This is a genomic window from Pseudonocardia endophytica, assembly GCF_004339565.1.
GTDB lineage: Bacteria > Actinomycetota > Actinomycetes > Mycobacteriales > Pseudonocardiaceae > Pseudonocardia > Pseudonocardia endophytica.
The window spans coordinates 2,642,941-2,662,407 of sequence record NZ_SMFZ01000002.1; the positions used below are offsets into that span (position 1 = coordinate 2,642,941).

Annotated in this window: 2 protein-coding genes; both read left to right on the forward strand. The window is 76.0% G+C overall.

Annotated elements, in window-relative coordinates:
* Positions 1–207 precede the first annotated feature (207 nt).
* The gene (locus EV378_RS31150) at positions 208–13,914 is read left to right on the forward strand and encodes a type I polyketide synthase (RefSeq protein WP_132431035.1); all 13,707 of its coding nucleotides are present in this window, start codon (positions 208–210) and stop codon (positions 13,912–13,914) included.
* Between the two features lie 19 nt (positions 13,915–13,933).
* Entirely contained in the window at positions 13,934–19,378 is a 5,445-nt protein-coding gene (locus tag EV378_RS31155) for a type I polyketide synthase (protein ID WP_132431037.1), read from the forward strand.
* Positions 19,379–19,467: the final 89 nt, after the last annotated feature.

The following is a 19,467-nucleotide window of genomic DNA, read 5'->3' on the forward strand; positions in this document are numbered from 1 at the left end:
CTGCCTCCTCGTCGCTCCCCGTGATGCGTTTCCGAACAATGTGACAATTGCTACCGGCGCCGGGAGGGAATCGTCAACGACGTCACCGGCGTCAGCTTGTCCCCGCCTTCTCCGGTCCCCTTCCGCATCTTGCCGGTCACGGGAGCCTAGACACATGCTGACTGGGATTTATCCAGCTTCTTCGCATGATTCACAGGCGGTGGACGAATGCCTTCAACCAGCGGCGGTCCGGTGGTCGACGAGCCCGTGGCGATCGTCGGGATGTCCTGCAGGCTGCCGGGCGCCCCCGACGTCGGCCGGTTCTGGCGGCTCCTGCAGTCCGGCGACGACGCGGTGGCCGAGGCCCCCGCCGACCGCTGGCCGGCGGCGGCCGAGTACCGCCGCGGCGGCTTCCTCGACGACGTCGCGGGCTTCGACGCGCGGTTCTTCTCCGTCTCGCCGAACGAGGCGGCGGCGATGGACCCGCAGCAGCGGCTGATGCTCGAGCTGGCCTGGGAGGCGCTGGAGCACGCCGGGATCGCGCCGTCCGGGCTGCACGACGCGCCCGCGGCCGTCTACTTCGGAGCGATCGCGAGCGACTACGCGACGCTCGGCGACCGGGTGGACGTCGAGGCCCGTGACGCGCACGCGTTCACCGGCTCGCACCGCAGCATGATCGCCAACCGGGTCTCCTACCTGTTCGGGCTGCGCGGCCCGAGCATGACGGTGGACGCCGGCCAGTCGTCGTCGCTGCTGGCCGTCCAGATGGCCTGCGACGAGCTGCGCCGCGGCGACACCCGCCTGGCGCTGGCCGGCGGGGTGAACCTCAACCTGCTGCCGGAGACGAGCACGACGATCGGCCGGTTCGGGGCGCTGTCCCCGGACGGCCGCTGCTACACGTTCGACCGGCGCGCGAACGGCTACGTGCGCGGGGAGGGCGGCGGCGTCGTCGTGCTCAAGCCGCTGTCCGACGCCGTCGCCGACGGCGACGACGTCCGCTGCGTGATCCTCGGCGGCGCGTCGAACAACGGCAGCGTGGACCGCGACGAGCTGACCCGGCCCAGCCGGGGCGCGCAGGAGGAGGTCATCCGACTCGCCTGCGGCCGCGCCGGCGTGCGCGCGGACGACGTGCGCTACGTCGAGCTGCACGGCACCGGCACCCCGGCGGGCGACCCGGTGGAGGCGGCGGCGCTCGGCAACGCCCTGGCCGCAGGGCGGCCGGACGGCGAGCCGCTGCACGTCGGCTCCGTGAAGACGAACATCGGCCACCTGGAGGGCGCAGCGGGCATCGCGGGCCTGCTCAAGGTGGCGCTGTGCCTGGAGAACCGCACGCTGGTGCCGAGTCTGAACTTCGAGCACCCCCACCCGGAGATCCCGCTCGACGACCTGCGGCTCGACGTCGTGCGCGAGACGAAGGCCTGGCCGGACGGCCGTCCGGTGGCCGGTGTCAGCTCGTTCGGCATCGGCGGGACGAACTGCCACATGGTGCTCGCCGGCGCCCCGGAGCCGACCGGCGACGCGGGACCGGCACCGGACGCGGCGGCCGACCTGCCGCTGGTGCTGTCCGCCCGGTCGGCGCAGGCGCTGCGGGCGCAGGCGGGAGCCCTGTCCGAGCACCTCGCGGCACACCCGGACGTCCCGGCCGCTGACGTCGCGGCCTCGCTGGTGCGCACCCGCTCGGTGTTCGAGCACCGCGCCGTCGTGACCGGTCCGGACGGGTGGCGCGACGGCCTGGACGCGCTCGCCGGCGGCCGTGCCACCGGCCCGGTCGTGCTGGGCCGGGCGCGCCCCGGCGGCACGGCGCTCGTGTTCCCCGGCCAGGGCTCGCAGTGGGCCGGCATGGCCGCCGACCTGCTCGACGAGCCGGTGTTCGCCCGACGGATCGCCGAGTGCGCCGCGGCGCTGGAGCCGTTCGTGGACTTCTCGCTCACCGACGTGCTGCGCGGCGTCCCCGGCTCTCCTGACCTGGACCGCGTCGACGTCGTGCAGCCCGCGCTGTGGGCCGTGATGGTGTCGCTGGCCGACGTCTGGCGCGCGCACGGCGTGACCCCGGACGTCGTCGTCGGGCACTCGCAGGGCGAGATCGCCGCCGCGACCGTGGTCGGCGCGCTGGACCTCGCGGACGCGGCCCGGGTGGTGGCGCTGCGCAGCCGCGCGATCACGCGCGTCTCCGGTGGCGGCATGATGTCGATCGGGATCGCGCTGCAGGACCTCGTCGACCACCTGCCCGACGACGTCACGGTCGCCGCCGTGAACGGGCCGCACGCCGTCGTCGTCTCCGGTGAGGTCGACGCGCTGGCCCGGCTGCGCGAGGCCCTGCCGGGCCACCGCTCGAAGATCCTCCCGGTGGACTACGCCTCGCACTCGCCCGCCGTGGACGCCCTGCGCGACGAGCTGCGCGAGGCGCTGGCTCCGATCCGGCCGCGGTCGGTGGACACGATGTTCGTGTCCACGCTGACCGGTGAGGCGATGGACACCGCGGGTCTCGACGCCGACTACTGGTTCCACAGCCTGCGCAACCCGGTCCGGTTCGCCGACGCCGCCCGCCGGGCACTGGCGGCCGGCTGTGGCGTCGTCGTCGAGTGCAGCCCGCACCCCGTGCTGGTCGGCAGCCTCGCCGACATCGCCGACGCTGCCGAGTGCGACGCCGCCGTCGTCGGGACGCTGCAGCGCGACGAGCCCGGCCCGCAGCGCCTGCGCCGCAGCCTGTTCGAGGCGTTCGCCGGTGGCGCGGACGTCGACGTGGACGCGCTCTGCGCGATGCCGGGCGCCCGCCGGACCGCGCTGCCCACCTACCCGTTCCAGCGGGAGCGCCACTGGCTCGACGGCGCAGCCGCCCGCCCCGCCGCGGTGACCCCGGAGCCCGCCGGCCGCGACCCGGAGCCCGCGTCGGTGGCCCCGGAGGAGCTGCGCGAGCTGGTGATCCGCACGACGGCGGACGTGCTCGGCTACGCCGACACCGACGTCGACCCGCAGGAGCCGTTCCGCGCGCTCGGTGTCGACTCGGTCGGCTCGGTCGAGCTGCGGAACCGTCTCGCCGCTCTGACCGGCCTGCGCCTGCCGACCACCGTCCTGTTCGACTTCCCGACGCCGGACCGGCTGGCCGCCCACCTGCGTGACCGCGTGTCCGGCACGGACGCCGGGCCCGCGCCGGCCGGCCGCGTCCCCGCACGGACCGACGACGACCCGGTCGCCGTCGTCGCGATGGGCTGCCGCTATCCGGGCGGCGTCACGTCGCCGGAGGACCTGTGGCGGGTGCTCACCGACGAGACCGACGCGATCACGTCGGTGCCGGTGAACCGGGGTTGGGACGTCGACACCCTGGTCGACGCGGACGACCCGGACGACCGGGCCGCCCTGTACGGCGGGTTCCTGCACGACGCCGACCTGTTCGACGCCGAGTTCTTCGGCCTGAGCCCGCGCGAGGCGCTGGCGATGGACCCGCAGCAACGGCTGCTGCTCGAGACGTCGTGGGAGGCGCTGGAGCGCGCCGGGATCGAGCCGTCCACCCTGGCCGGATCCGCGACCGGCGTGTTCGTCGGCGCGATGGCGGGCGACTACGGCCCCCGCATGCACCAGCCCACCCCGGGCAGCTCCGGTCACCTGCTGACCGGCACCACGTCGAGCGTGGCGTCCGGGCGGATCGCCTACCACTACGGGCTGCTCGGACCGGCCGTCACGGTCGACACGGCGTGCTCGTCGTCGCTGGTGGCGCTCGACCTCGCGGTGCGGTCCCTGCGCCGCGGGGAGTGCTCGCTCGCGCTGGCCGGCGGCGTCACGCTGATGTCCAACCCGGGCATCCTCGTCGAGTTCAGCCGGCAGAACGGGCTGGCCGCCGACGGGCGCGCGAAGGCGTTCGCGGACGGCGCGAACGGCACCGCGTTCGCCGAGGGCGCCGGCCTGCTCGTGCTGGAGAGGCTGTCCGACGCCCGGCGCGCCGGGCACCCGGTGCTCGGGCTCGTGCGCGGCGTCGCGGTGAACTCCGACGGCGCCAGCAACGGCCTGACCGCCCCCAACGGGCGGTCCCAGCAGCTGGTGATCCGCCAGGCGCTGGCCGACGCCCACCTGGATCCATCCGATGTGGACGCGATCGAGGCGCACGGCACGGGCACGGCGCTGGGCGACCCGATCGAGGCGCACGCGTTGCTGGAGACATACGGCGCGGACCGTTGCGGGGACCCGGTGTGGCTGGGCTCTGTGAAGTCGAACATCGGGCACACGCAGGCCGCCGCCGGCGTGGCGGGCGTGATGAAGATGCTGCTGGGCATGCGGCACGGGACGCTGCCGCGCACGCTGCACGTGGACACGCCGAGCTCCCGGGTGGACTGGGACGCGGGCGCCGTCCGGGTGCTGGCGGAGTCCCGGGACTGGACGGCGGTGGACCGGCCGCGCCGCGCCGGGGTGTCGAGCTTCGGCATCTCCGGGACCAACGCGCACGTGATCCTCGAGCAGCCGCCCGCGACCACACCGGCCGACGACGACACCGGGCCGGTTCTCGGGGAGACCGTCCTGGCGTGGGTGGTGTCGGCGCGGACGGCCGCCTCGGTGCGGGCCCAGGCGGCCCGGCTGAGGGTGGCTGCGGACGCGGCCGGCTCGTGGGACGAGCTGGCCGGCATCGGCCGGGTCCTGGCCGCCCGGTCGGCGTTCGAGCACCGCGCCGTCGTCGTCGCCGGGGCGCGCGACGACCTGCTCGCCGGGCTGGACGCCGTCGCCGCCGGGGAGGAGCACCCGTGCGTCGTCACCGGGCGCGCCGCCGCGGACGCCGCCCGGATGCCGGTGTTCGTGTTCCCCGGCCAGGGGGCCCAGTGGGTCGGCATGGCGCTGGAGCTGATGGACGAGAGCCCGGTGTTCGCGCGGTGGTTGCGGCGCTGCGACGAGGCGGTGGCCGCGCACGCGGGCTGGTCGGTGATCGAGGTGCTGCGTTCCGGCGACGAGTCGGTGTTGTGGGACTCGCGGGTGATCCAGCCGGTGCTGTGGGCCGTGATGGTGTCGGTTGCCGGGCTGTGGCGCGCCGTCGGCGTCGATCCGGCGGCGGTCGTCGGGCACTCGCAGGGCGAGATCGCGGCGGCGTGCGTGTCCGGTGCGCTGACGCTGGACGAGGCGGCCCGGGTGGTCGTGGTGCGCGCCGACGTGCTGTCCGAACTGGACGGTTCCGGCGGGATGGTCTCGGTGATGGCGTCCGCCGCCCGCGCCCGCGAGCTGGTCGCCGCGTGGCCGGACCGGCTGTGGGTGGCCGTGGACAACGGGCCGTTCAGCTCGACGGTCGGCGGCGACCCGGAGGCGCTGGAGGAGTTCATGGCCGAGCACTCCGGCACCGTCCAGATGCGACGGTCACCGGTGGGCTACGCGGCGCACACGCCGCACGTGCAGGCGGTGCGCGACGCGCTGGTGGAGCGTCTCGGTGAGCTGTCCCCCGTGGACTCGGAGATCGGGCTGAGCTCGTCGTGCGACGGCGGCTTCGTGGACGGCTCGGTGCTGGACGGGGAGTACTGGCTGCGCAACGTCGCCGAGCCGGTGTGCTTCGACGCCGCCGTCCGGGCGTGCGTCGACCGCGGGCGCGGGTCACCGCTGTTCGTCGAGGTGAGCGCGCACCCGATCCTGGTCGGCGCCGTGGGCGACGTCCTCGGTGACGCCGGCGTCGAGCAGGCCGCCGTGGGATCGTTGCGGCGCGACGACGGCGGACCGGTCCGGTTCGGCGCCGCGCTGGCCGAGGCGTTCGTGCGCGGTGCCGCGGTGGACTGGGCGGCGGCGCTCGGGCCGGTGCGCGAGCAGGTGCCCGCGCCGACCTACGCGTTCGACCGGCGGCGGTTCTGGCTCGAGCCGACCGACCGCGTGCACCCGCTGCTGGACCGCATCGTCGGGCTGGCCGACGGCGGTGCCCTGCTGACCGGGCGCCTGTCGCCGAACTCGACGCCGTGGCTGGCCGACCACGGCGTCCGCGACGACGTCCTCGTGCCGGGCACCGCGTTCGTGGAATGCGCGCTGGCGGCCGCGGGCCGGATCGACACCGGCGGCACCGGCGGCGGGACCCAGCTGGGCGAGCTGATGGTCGAGACGCCGCTGGTGCTGGGCCACGGCGTCGGGGTCGACGTCCAGGTCGCCGTCGGCGCACCGGACGACGGCGGGCGCCGGACGCTGGCGATCCACGGCTACTCGGCCGAGGACGGCGAGTGGGTCCGGCACGCGTCCGGCGTGCTGGAGACGGCGGACGCGGCGCCCGGCCCGTCGCAGACCGTGTGGCCGCCGGTCGCCGACCCGATCGACCCGGACGACGCCTACCGGCGGCTCGACGGGCGCGGCTACCGGTACGGACCCGCGTTCCGCGGCGTGACCGCCGCGTGGCGCTCCGGCTCCGAGCGCTGGGCCGAGGTGCGGCTGCCGGTCGACCCGGACGGCTACACGGCGCACCCCGCGTTGCTGGACGCCGCCCTGCACGTGCTCGTGCTGGACCTCGCCGAGCAGGGCGGGACCGGCGCCGGGCTGCTCGTCCCGCACTCGTTCGCCGGCGTCCGGATCGACGTCCGCGGCGCCGACACGGTGCGCGTGCACGTGACCGAGAAGGGCGCCGGCCACGCCGTCGACCTCCACGACACCGACGGCCGGTGGATCGGCGGCATCGACGAGATCGCGTTCCGGCCGGTCGGCGGCGAGCTGTCCGCCGGGTCCGACCTGCGCCGGTTGGACTGGGTGCCCGCCGACGTCGCCGCCGCGGACACCGGCGCGCGTCGCTGGGCCGTCGTGGGCACCGACCCGCGCGCCGCGGGCGTCGCGGAGTCCGTCCGCGCGGACGGGTTCACGGCACCGCTGTGCTACGAGCTCTCGTCGGTCCCGGACGACACGGCCGTCGTCCTCGCGCCGTGCTTCGCCGACCTCGACGACGCCGACGACCTGTCCGACGCCGAGGACGTCGGCGACGCCGCGCGCGACGCGCTGTCCGAGGTGCTCGACACGATGCAGCGCTGGGTCACCGACGAGCGGCTGGCCGGTGCACGTCTCGTGTTCCTTGCCGACCGCTCGTCCCCTGTGCTCGCGCCGGTCACCGGCCTGGTCCGCACGGCGTGCGCGGAGCACCCCGGCCGGTTCGGCCTCGCAGACATCGGAGCCGACATCGGAGCCGACACCGGAGCCGACACCGGAGCCGACACCGGAGCCGACGAGGCCGCAGACGGAGCGTGGCGGCTGCTCGCCGGCGCGCTCGACGCGGGCGAGTCGCAGTGCGCCGTGCACGACGGCGAGGTCCTCGTCCCGCGCGTGGTGCGCGGCGGGACCGCCGACGGCGAGCCGCTCGACCTGGGCGACGCCGACGGCCCGGTGCTGGTCACCGGCGGGACCGGCGACCTCGGCGGGCTCGTCGCGCAGCGCCTGGTCGAGAACCACGGCGTGCGCGAGCTGCTGCTGGTCTCGCGCCGCGGCCCGGACGCGCCCGGCGCCGACGAGCTCGTCGCCCGCCTGACCGATCTCGGCGCGTCGGTGCAGGTCACGGCGTGTGACGTGACCCGCCGCGTCCCGCTGCAGCGGCTGCTGGCGGCGCACCCCCCGTCGGCCGTCGTGCACGCGGCGGGCGTGCTGGAGGACGCGACGGTCGAGCGGCTGTCGCCGGACCTGCTGGACGCAGTGCTGGCGCCGAAGGTGGACGCGGCCTGGCTGCTGCACGAGCTCACCGCCGATCTCGACCTGCGCGCGTTCGTCCTGTTCTCCTCCGTCGCGGGCGTGCTCGGCAACCCCGGGCAGGGCAACTACGCCGCGGCCAACGCCGGCCTGGACGCGCTGGCCGAGCACCGGCGCGGCCTCGGGCTGCCCGCCGTGTCGGTGGCGTGGGGCGTGTGGGCGAGCGGGATGGCCGCCGAGCTGTCCGCGACGTCCACGGCGCGCCTCGCGGCGACCGGCGTCGGCTCGCTGAGCGAGCAGCAGGGCCTCGACATGCTCGACGCCGTGCTGGCCGGCGGGCGCGACGAGCTCGTCGTCGCCGCGCGGTGGGACACGGCCGCGCTGCGGGCGGCGGACCCCGAGCGGCTGCCGACGGTGCTGCGCGGCATGGTCCGTCCCCGACGGACGGCGCCGACCGTCACCGACCCGGAGACGGGTGCGGCCGCGCCCGCCGAGCTGTCCGGGCTGGCGGCCCGTCTGGCCGCGATGGCGGCGCAGGACGCGGCCCGGACGCTGGTCGACCTGGTGCGCGCCCAGGTCGCGTCCACACTCGGGCACTCCGACCCGGACGGCGTCGACGCCGACCGGCCGTTCAGCGAGATGGGTTTCGACTCGCTGACGTCGGTCGAGCTGCGCAACCGGCTCGGCACCGAGACGGGGCTGCGGCTGCCGCCGACGCTCGTGTTCAACGAGCCGACGGTCACCGCCGTCGCCGCGTACCTGGGCCGGGAGCTCGTACCGACCGCGCCGTCGCCGGGCGAGATCGTCCACACGGCACTGGACCGGGCGGCGACCGAGCTGGACCGGCTGGAGCCGGGGTCCGAGGAGCGCGATCGCGTCGCGTCGCTGCTGGCAGCCGGACTGTCCCGGCTCGGTGGGGACGAGCGCGTGAGCGCGGGCGACCCGGGCGCCGCCGAACCGATCGCGATCGTCGCGATGGGCTGCCGCTTCCCCGGCGGGATCGCCTCGCCGGACGACCTCTGGCGGGTGCTCGCCGACGGGTCCGACGAGATCTCCGGCCTGCCGACCAACCGCGGCTGGGACCTGGACGCGCTGATGGGCGACGACGCCGGTCGTGGCGGACCGCCGGTCCGCCACGGCGGGTTCCTGCACGACGCCGACGGGTTCGACGCCGAGTTCTTCGGCCTGAGCCCGCGTGAGGCGCTGGGCATGGACCCGCAGCAGCGGCTGCTGCTGGAGACGTCGTGGGAGGCGCTGGAGCGCGCCGGGATCGAGCCGTCGAGCCTGGCCGGCTCGCTGACCGGCGTGTTCGTCGGCGCCATGGACAGCGACTACGGCCCCCGCTGGCACGACCCGGCGGGCGGGGCGGCCGGTCACCTGCTGACCGGCACGACGCTGTCCGTCGCGTCCGGCCGCGTCGCCTACACGTTCGGGCTGCGCGGCCCGGCGATGACCGTGGACACGGCCTGCTCGTCGTCGCTGGTGGCGATCGACCTGGCCGTCCGGTCGCTGCGCCGCGGCGAGTGCTCGCTGGCGCTGGCCGGCGGCGTGACGATGATGTCCAACCCGGGCACGCTCGTGGAGTTCAGCAGGCAGAACGGCCTGGCCGCCGACGGGCGGGCGAAGGCGTTCGCGGACGGCGCGAACGGCACGGTGTTCTCCGAGGGCGCCGGGCTCCTGGTGCTCCAGCGGCTGTCCGACGCGCGACGGGCCGGGCGGACCGTGCTCGGCGTCGTCCGCGGCGTCGCGGTGAACTCCGACGGCGCCAGCAACGGGCTCACCGCCCCGAACGGCCAGTCGCAGGAGGCCGTGATCCGGCAGGCCCTGACCGACGCCAGGCTGTCACCATCCGATGTGGACGCGGTCGAGGCGCACGGCACGGGCACGGCGCTGGGTGACCCGATCGAGGCGTCCGCCCTGGAGGCGGTGTACGGACGTGGCCGGCCGGCCGACGCGCCGGTGTGGCTGGGTTCGGTGAAGTCGAACATCGGGCACACGCAGGCGGCCGCCGGTGTGGCGGGCGTGATGAAGATGGTGCTGGGCATGCGGAACGGCACGCTGCCGAGCACGCTGCACGTGGACGAGCCCAGCTCGCGGATCGACTGGGACGCGAGCGGGCTGGCCGTGCTGACGGAGTCCCGGGACTGGGCGGCGGGGGACCGGCCGCTGCGTGCCGGGGTGTCGAGCTTCGGCATCTCCGGCACGAACGCGCACGTGATCCTCGAGTCGGCTCCCGCGCCCGAGCCGCCGGAGGGGCCGGAGCCGCCGGAGGGACCCGAGTCGCCGGAGTCGCCGGCGCCGCCCGAGCCGGTGCTGGGATCCGCGGTGCTGCTCTGGACCGTGTCCGCACGGTCGGCCGCGTCGCTGCGCCTGCAGGCCGCGCGACTGCGGGCGGCGGCCGAGCGGGCCGGCTCGGCCGACGAGCTGGCCGAGGTCGGCAGGGCGCTGGCCGCCCGGTCGGCGTTCGCGCACCGTGCCGTCGTCGTGGCGGACTCGCGGGAGGAGCTGGTCGCGGCTCTGGACGCGCTGGCCCGCGGCGACGAGCACGCGGGCGTCGTCTCCGGCCGTGCGGGCGCGGGGGCCGACCCGGCCCCGGTGTTCGTGTTCCCCGGCCAGGGTGCGCAGTGGACCGGGATGGCGGTGCGCCTGCTCGACGAGAGCCCGGTGTTCGCGCGGTGGTTGCGGCGCTGCGACGAGGCGGTGGCCGCGCACGCGGGCTGGTCGGTGATCGACGTGCTGCACGCGGGCGACGAGTCCGTGTTGTGGGACTCGCGGGTGATCCAGCCGGTGCTGTGGGCGGTGATGGTGTCGCTGGCCGGGCTGTGGCGCGCGGTCGGCGTCGATCCGGCGGCGGTCGTCGGGCACTCGCAGGGCGAGATCGCGGCGGCGTGCGTGTCCGGTGCGCTGACGCTGGACGAGGCGGCCCGGGTGGTCGTGGTGCGCGCCGACGTGCTGTCCGAACTGGACGGGTCCGGCGGGATGGTGTCCGTGATGGCGCCCGCCGACCGCGCCGCGGAGCTGATCGCGCCGTGGGCAGGACGGCTGTGGGTGGCCGTGGACAACGGCCCGTCGAGCTCGACGGTCGGTGGTGACGTCGAGGCGGTCGAGGAGTTCGTCGCCGAGTGCGGCGACGTCGTCCAGCTACGGCGCTCGCCCGTCGGCTACGCGGCGCACACCCCGCACGTGGCGGCCGTGCGCGACGCGCTCGTCGAACGTCTCGGCGAGCTGTCCCCCGTGGACTCGGAGATCGGGCTGAGCTCGTCGTGCGACGGCGGGTTCGTGGACGGGTCCGTGCTGGACGCGGACTACTGGCTGCGCAACGTCGCCGAGCCGGTGTGCTTCGACACCGCCGTGCGCGGGTGCGTCGAGCGGTTCGTCGCACCCGCCTTCGTCGAGGTGAGCGCCCACCCGGTGCTGGTCGGCGCCGTCGACGACGTCCTGTCCGACGCCGGGGCCGGCGGAGCGGCCGTCGGGTCGTTGCGGCGGGGCGAGGGTGGAGCGGTGCGGTTCGGGCTCGCGCTCGGTACGGCGTTCGTGCGCGGCGTGGCGGTGGACTGGCCGCGGGTGCTCGGGCCGGTCTCCGACCGGGCGGCCGCACCGACGTACGCGTTCGACCGCACGCGCTACTGGCTCGACCCGGTCGACCGCGCGCACCCGCTGCTCGACCGCGTGGTGCCCGTCGCCGACGGCGGCGTGCTGCTGACCGGGCGGCTGTCGTCGAACTCGACGCCGTGGCTGGCCGACCACGCGGTCCGCGACGAGGTGCTGCTGCCGGGCACGGCGTTCGTCGAGTTCGCCGCCGCCGCGGCCGCCCGCGTCGGTGCGGGCTCGGTCGCCGAGCTGACCGTCGAGGCGCCGCTGGTGCTGCACGGGGGAGTCGCGGTGGACGTGCAGGTCGGCGTCGGTCCTGCGGACGGGAGCGGGCGACGGACCGTCGCCGTGCACGCCCGCAGCGGTCAGGACGAGTGGGTCCGGCACGCCGCGGGCGAGCTGGACGCGGAGGGCACCGTCCCGGGCGCGCCGCTGCCGTGGCCCCCGCCCGGTGAGCCGGTGGATCTCGACGGCGCCTACGGGCGGCTGGCCGAGCGGGGCTACCGCTACGGCCCGGCGTTCCAGGGCCTCGTCGCCGCCTGGCGGGACGGCGCCGACCGGTACGCCGAGGTGCGGCTGCCGGTCCGCCCTGACGATCACCTGCTGCACCCGGCACTGCTCGACGCGGCCCTGCACGTCCTCGTGCTGGACCTGGCAGACGGCGCCGACGACGGCACCGACGACGGCACCGACGACGGCACGGAGCTGCTCGTGCCGCACACGTTCGCCGGGATCCGCGCGGACGCCGCGGGCACGGACACGCTCCGCGTGCGCGTCGTCCGGGACGGGACCGCCTACCGGGTCGACCTGTACGCCACCGACGGCCGGTGGGTCGGCGGCATCGACGAGCTGCTGCTGCGCCCGGTCGCGGGCGCGGCCACGACGACGTCGGGTCTGCGGGAGATCGACCGGGTGGTGCTGGACGTCGAGCCGGTCGACGCCCCGGAGCACCGGAGCTGGGCCGTCGTCGGCGACCCGGCCCGAGCGGCCGGTGTCGCGCGGGCGCTGGAGACCGACGGTGTGACGGCGCCGGTCTGCGCGGACGTCGCCGCGGTCCCGGACGGCTCCACGGTGGTACTGGCCGCGGGCGGCGTGCACACCACGTGGGGCACCGATCCCCGCGAGGCGGTGCGGGCCGGGCTGGCCGAGGCGCTGGGCACCATGCAGCGCTGGCTCGCCGAGGACCGGCTGTCCGACGCGCGCCTGGTGTTCCTGCTCGACCCGGACTCGCCGGTCGGCGCGCCGATCGCGGGCCTGGTGCGCAGCGCGCAGGTCGAGCACCCCGGCCGCTTCGGGTTCGCCCACGTCGAGCACGAGGAGACGGCGTGGCGGCTGCTGGCCGCCGCACTAGACGACGGCGAGGAGCAGTGCGTCGTGGCCGGCGGCGAGGTCCGCGTCCCGCGGATCGTGCGGCGCGACGACGACGCCGCCGCACCGCCGGTGTTCGACGGCGGACCGGTCCTGGTGACCGGCGGCACGGGCGGGCTCGGCGCGCTGGTGGCGGAGCGTCTCGTGCAGTGCCACGGCACGCGGGAGCTGGTGCTCGTGTCCCGGCGCGGCCCGGACGCGCCCGGGATCGACGACCTCGTCGGGCGGCTGACGGAGGCCGGCGCCTCGGTGCTGGTCAGGGCGTGCGACGTGACCGACCGGGCGGCACTGGCGGCCGTGCTGGCCGAGACGCCGCCGTCGGCCGTCGTGCACGCCGCCGGGGTGCTCGACGACGCGACGATCGAGCGGCTGACGCCGGAGCTGGTGGACAGCGTGCTGGCGCCGAAGGTGGACGCGGCGTGGCTGCTGCACGAACTGACCGCGGGTCTGGACCTGCGGGCGTTCGTGCTGTTCTCCAGCCTCGCCGGCCTGGTCGGCAACGCCGGGCAGGGCAACTACGCGGCCGCGAACACGTTCGTCGACGCGCTGGCCCGGCACCGGCAGGAGCGCGGGCTGCCCGCCGTCGCCGTCGCGTACGGGCTGTGGGCGGCCGGCATGGCCGCGGACCTGTCCGCCGTCTCGACGGCGCGGATGGCGGCCTCCGGCGTGCTGCCGCTGAGCGAGCGGCAGGCACTGTCCATGTTCGACGCCGCGCTCGGGGAGGCACGGACGCCGACGGTGGTCGCCGCGAACTGGAACCCCGGTTCGCTGCGCGCCTCCGGGGCCGAGGTGCCCGCCGTGCTGCGCGACATGGTCGGGCGGCCGCGCGCCTCGCACGGCCCGGCGCAGCAGGCCGTCGCAGCGGGCCCGGCGCTGGCCGACCGGCTGGCCGCGATGGCACCGCCGGACGCGGGCCGCGAGCTGACCGCGACCGTGCGCTCGCACGTCGCGTCCACGCTCGGCCAGGCCGACGTCGAGCGGATCGACATCGACCAGCCGTTCAGCGAGATGGGCTTCGACTCGCTCACGTCCGTGGAGCTGCGCAACCGCCTGAGCGCCCAGACCGGGCTGCGGCTGCCCGCGTCGCTGGTGTTCAACCAGCCGACGGTGCGGGCCGTCGCCGACCACCTGCTCACCGAGCTCGTCCCGGCGCCGCCGGAACCCGAGGAGATCCTCCGCGACGCCGTCGCCGAGGTGGCCCGGCAGCTCGAGCGCTCCGGCGCGCCGCCCGAGGAGCACGGCCGGCTGGCCGCGCTGCTGCAGGAGGCGGCCGCCCGGCTCGGCGGTGCCCCGACCGACACCCGGGACACCGACCACCTCGTCACGGCCAGCGACGAGGAGATCTTCGACTTCATCGACAAGCTCTAGAAGAGGACAGGACTCACTCATGGCGAACGAGGACCGGCTCCGCGACTACCTCCGACGAGCGACCGTGGACCTGGCGAACACCCGGCAGGAGCTGGCCGACGAACAGGCCGGCAGGCACGAGCCGATCGCGGTGGTGGGGATGGGCTGCCGGTTCCCGGGCGGCACGTCGTCCCCCGCGGATCTGTGGGAGGTGGTCGACGAGGGCAGGGACGTCGTCGGCGAGTTCCCGACCGACCGCGGATGGAACCTCTCCGAGCTCTACGACCCGGACCCGTCGAACCCGGGGACGACGTACACGCTGCGCGGCGGCTTCCTGCCCGACGCCGGGGACTTCGACGCCGGGTTCTTCCAGATCAGCCCGCGCAACGTCGTCGCCATCGACCCGCAGCACCGGCTCGTGCTGGAGACCTGCTGGGAGGCGTTCGAGCAGGCGGGCATCGACCCGGCCGGCATCCGCGGCAGCCGCACCGGCGTCTACGTCGGGTCGATGTACGACCACTACTCGACCCAGCACCTGGGCGACACGCCCGCCGAGTACGACGGCACGCTCATGGTCTACAGCGCGCCCAGCATGATCTCCGGCCGCGTGTCCTACACGTTCGGCTTCACCGGGCCGGCCGTCAGCGTGGACACGGCGTGCTCCTCGTCGCTGGTGGGCGTGCATCTCGCGACGCAGGCGCTGCGCCGCGGCGAGTGCGGCATGGCGCTGGCGGGCGGCGTCACCGTGATGGCGTCCCCGGACCCGTTCGTCGCGTTCTCCCGCCAGCGCGGGCTCGCCGAGGACGGCCGCTGCAAGGCGTTCTCCGCCGACGCCGACGGCGCCGTGTGGTCCGAGGGCGCAGGGGTGCTGCTGCTGGAGCGGCTGTCCGACGCGCAGCGCAACGGCAGGCGGATCCTCGGCCTGGTCCGCGGCACGGCCGTCAACCAGGACGGCGCCAGCAACGGCATCACCGCGCCGCACGGCCCCGCCCAGGAGCAGGTGATCGGGCAGGCGCTGGCCGACGCGCGGCTGACCCCGCAGGACGTCGACCTGGTCGAGGCGCACGGCACCGGGACGCCGCTCGGCGACCCGATCGAGGCCGGCGCGATCCTCGCCACCTACGGGCAGGGACGGGGCGACGCGCGCGCGGTGCGCTTCGGGTCGGTGAAGTCCAACCTCGGCCACACCCAGGCCGCCGCCGGCGTGGCGGGCATCGTCAAGATGCTGATGGCGATGCGGCACGAGCGGCTGCCGCACTCGATCAACGTGAGCGAGCCGTCGGCGCACGTGGACTGGGCGGCCGGTGCGGCCGAGCTCGCCACCGAGAGCGCGGACTGGCCGCGCCACGGCGACGCGCCCCGCCGTGCGGCCGTCTCGGCGTTCGGCATCGGCGGCACGAACGCGCACGTCGTGCTCGAGGAGCCCGGTGAGCCGGAGCCCGTGCCCGCCGACGAGCACGTCGGGCCGCTGGCGTGGCCGCTGAGCGCATGCTCGGAGACGGCGCTGGCCGAGCAGGCACGCAGGCTGCGCGACCACGTGGCCACCGACGCGTCGCTGCGCCCGGTCGACGTGGCGCACACGCTGACCGCGGGCCGCTCCCGGTTCGACCACCGCGGCGTCGTCGTCGGACGGGACCGCGCGGAGCTGCTCGACGCCCTGACCGGCTGGGTCGACGGACGCCCCGGTGCCGCGGTCACCGGCGTGGCGACCGCCGCCGGACACCGGGTGTTCCTGTTCACCGGCCAGGGCGGCCAGCGCCCGGGCATGGGCCGCGAGCTGTACGAGACGTTCCCGGTGTTCGCCGTGGCCCTCGACGAGGTCTGCGACGCGCTCGACACGCACCTGGACCGCCCGCTGCGCGAGATCATGTGGGCGGCCGACGGCACGCCGGACGCCGCCGAGCTGAACGAGACCCGCTGGACGCAGCCCGCGCTGTTCGCCTACGGGGTCGCCGTGTTCCGGCTGCTGGAGTCGTTCGGCGTCGCGCCGGACACGGTCGCGGGCCACTCGGTCGGCGAGCTGGCCGCCGCCCACGTGGCCGGCGTGTGGAGCCTGGCCGACGCCGCGCGCGTCGTCACCACCCGCGCGCGGCTGATGCAGGAGCTCGACGAGCGCGGCGCGATGGTGGCCGTCGCCGCGTCCCACGACGAGGTCGCCGTCGAGCTCACCGACGTCGCGGACCGGGTGTCGGTCGCCGCGGTGAACGGCCCGGAGAGCGTCGTCGTCTCCGGTCACGAGCAGACGGTGCTCGCGGTGGCGGAGCGCTGGGCGGAGCAGGGCAGGCGCACCCGCCGGCTCGACGTCAGCCACGCGTTCCACTCGCCGCTGATGGAACCGATGCTGGACGCGTTCGCCGACGTGCTGGCCGGCGTCACGTTCGGCGCCCCGCAGCTGGGCTACGCGACGAACCTCGGCCCGGACCGCACCTGGACCGACCCCGCGTACTGGGTCGACCAGATCCGCAGCGCCGTGCTGTTCGCCCCGATGGTCGCTCGCCTGGCCGCCGCGGGCGCGACCACCTACCTGGAGGTCGGTCCGCGTCCGGTGCTCGCCGGGATGGTGCAGGGGTGCCCGACCGGTGGGGCCACCGTGACCACGGTGTGCCGCAAGGACCGCCCGGAGCCGGACGCGCTGCTGGCCTGCCTGTCCGACGTGTTCGTCTCCGGCGGCGAGGTCCGGTGGAGCACCGACGGCGGCACCGTCGCCGACCTGCCGACCTACGCGTTCGACCGCAAGCGGTACTGGCTGCAGCCGGCGCGCTCGCGCGTCGACGTGGCGGCGGCCGGTCTGGACCGGGCCGCGCACCCGCTGCTGAAGGCCTGCCTCGACGTCGCGGACCAGGACGGCCTCGTCGCCACCGGGCTGCTGACCACCGGCGACCAGCAGTGGTTGGCCGACCACCGGATCGGCGGGGCCGTTGTGGTGCCGGGAACGGCCGTGCTCGACGTCGTCGCCGAGGTCTGCAGGCGTGCGGGCTACGGCCGGATCGACGAGCTGACGTTCGAGCGGCCGCTCGTGCTGCCGGATGACGCGGCGCTGCTGCTGCAGGTCGCGGTGCGCGACGGCGCGGTGTCCGTGCACTCCCGCCCGGACGAGAACGAGCCGTGGGCGCGCAACGCGACCGGCACTGTGTCCGCGTCGGAGCCACTGGGCGGTGCCTGCGTGTGGGCCGACCGCTGGCCGCCGCCGGGCGCCACCGAGGTCGACGTCGAGGACGCCTACGACCGGCTCGAGGAGCTCGGCTACGACTACGGACCCGCGTTCCGCGGCGTCGTCGGAGCCTGGCGTTCCGGGGAGGACCGCTACGTCGAGGTCGCCGTGCCCGACGGCGTGGACACCGACGGCTGCGGGCTGCACCCCGTCCTGCTGGACGCGGCGTTCCACCCGTACATCCTGGACGGCGTCGACGAGGCGGGCGACCCGGAGCTGCCGTTCGCGTTCCGCGGCGTCCGGGTGTCCGGCTCGAACCCCTCCACGCTGCGGGTTCGCCTGGGTACCGGCCCGTCCGGTCCGACGGTCGAGGCGGCCGACGCCGACGGCAACGCCGTGCTCTCCGTCGAGGAGATCGCGACGCGGCCGGTGTCGGTCGCCGCGCTGGCCGCCGCGGCGGGCTCGACGACCGGGCCGGTCGGCAGCCACCGCGTCGACTGGACCCGGTGCACGGCCACGGCCGACGCGGGCGCCCGGTGGGCGAGCGTCGGGGCGATCGAGGTGGCGGGCCTGCCCCGGTACTCGACGTTCGACGAGCTGGCCGAGGCGTGTGCTGTTGGCGACGGGCGTCCCGCGTTCGTCGCGTTCGCGTGCCCGAGCGACGGCGCCCGCGAGACCGACGGCGCCGCGGGCGTCGCGGCCCGCGCGCGGGCGGTGGCCGGCGAGGCGCTGGCCGCCGCGCAGCGGTGGGTCGGCGACGAGCGGTTCGCCGGCGTGCGGCTGGTGTTCCTCGCCGGCGGCGAGGACCCGGTGTCCGCAGCGGTGTGGGGCCTGGTCCGGGTGGCCATGGCCGAGCACGCCGGCCGGTTCGCCTTGGTGGACAACGGTTCCGGCGGCGACCCGTGGGCCGCCGTGGCCGGAGCGGTCGCCGCAGGCGAGTCCCAGTGCCGGGTCCGCGACGGGCAGGTGCTCGTCCCGCGGATCGTGACCCGCACGCCGGAGCCCGCCGCGCAGCAGCCCGGGCTCGGCGACGGCACGGTGCTCGTCACCGGCGCCACCGGCGGGCTGGGCGCGCTCGTCGCCCGGCGCCTGGTCGAGCGGCACGGAGCCCGCGATCTGCTGCTGACCTCGCGCCGCGGTCGCGCGGCCGACGGTGCCGACGAGCTCGTCGCCGGGCTGGAGGAGCTCGGGGCGTCCGTGCGGATCGAGGCCTGCGACATGGCCGACCGCGACGCCGTGTCCCGCCTGCTGGCGTCGGTCGGCGCGGACCGCCCGCTCGTCGGCGTCGTGCACTGCGCCGGCGTCCTCGACGACGGCGTCCTGACCGCCCTCACGCCGCAGCGGCTGGACACCGTCTTCCGCGCCAAGGTCGACGCCGCCGCGGTGCTGCACGAGCTCACCGCGGCGCTGCCGCTGCGGGCGTTCGTGCTGTTCTCCTCGCTGGCCGGGGTACTCGGCAACGCCGGACAGGCCAACTACGCCGCGGCGAACACGTTCCTGGACGCGCTGGCCGCGCAGCGGACCCGTCAGGGGCTCGCGGCGCACTCGCTCGCCTGGGGCCCGTGGTCGGTGTCCGGCATGGTCGATGGCCTGGACGACGCGGAGGCGTCGCGGATCACGCGGGGCGGCATCACCCCGCTGTCCGCCGAGCAGGGGCTCGAGCTGCTCGACGCCGCGATCGCGGAGGCGCCCGGCGGGGACCCGCTGACGGTGGCGACCCGCTGGGACAAGGCGGCGCTGCGCAGCTCCGCGCAGAGCGGCGGGACGGTCCCGGTGATGCTGCGCGACCTCGTCCCCGCCCGTCGGGACGCGGGCGGCGCCGGCGCGGCGTCGCTCACCGACCGCCTCGCCGGAGCCGCCGAGACGCAGGCCCGGCCGATCGTGCTCGACTTCGTCCGCGCGCAGGTGGCGGGCGTGCTCGCGCACGGCTCGGCCGAGGACGTCCCGACCGACCAGCCGTTCAGCGAGCTCGGCTTCGACTCGCTGGCCGCCGTCGAGCTGCGCAACCGCCTGACCGCGGCGACCGGGCTCGAGCTGCCGCCCAGCCTGGTGTTCGACTTCCCGACGGTCTCGGCCGTCGTCGACCACCTGCACGCGTCGCTGGCGCCGTCCCCGCCGGAGGCCGCGTCCATCGCGGACACGGTGGGGGACATGCTGGAGCGGCTCGAAATCGACCTGCTGGCGGCGGACACCGAGGAGCGGGACCGGGTGGCCGTCGTGCTCCGCCAGGCACTGAAGGAGCTCACCGCGACCGACGAGCTGGAGACCGTCGAGCTCAGCGTGGCGTCGGCCTCCGACGAGGAGATCTTCTCCATGCTGGACCGTCAGCTGTAGCGACCCGGCCCGGAACGACCGTGGCGCCCGTGCGGATCATCCGCACGGGCGCCACGTCCGTCTCGAACCCACGCGGGTCGAGTGGCGCG

What these genes read in the sequence shown, in the direction of transcription:
- EV378_RS31150 (WP_132431035.1), top strand. Translation starts at nt 208, where the DNA reads ATGCCTTCAACCAGCGGCGGTCCGGTGGTCGACGAGCCCGTGGCGATC.
- EV378_RS31155 (WP_132431037.1), top strand. Translation starts at nt 13,934, where the DNA reads ATGGCGAACGAGGACCGGCTCCGCGACTACCTCCGACGAGCGACCGTG.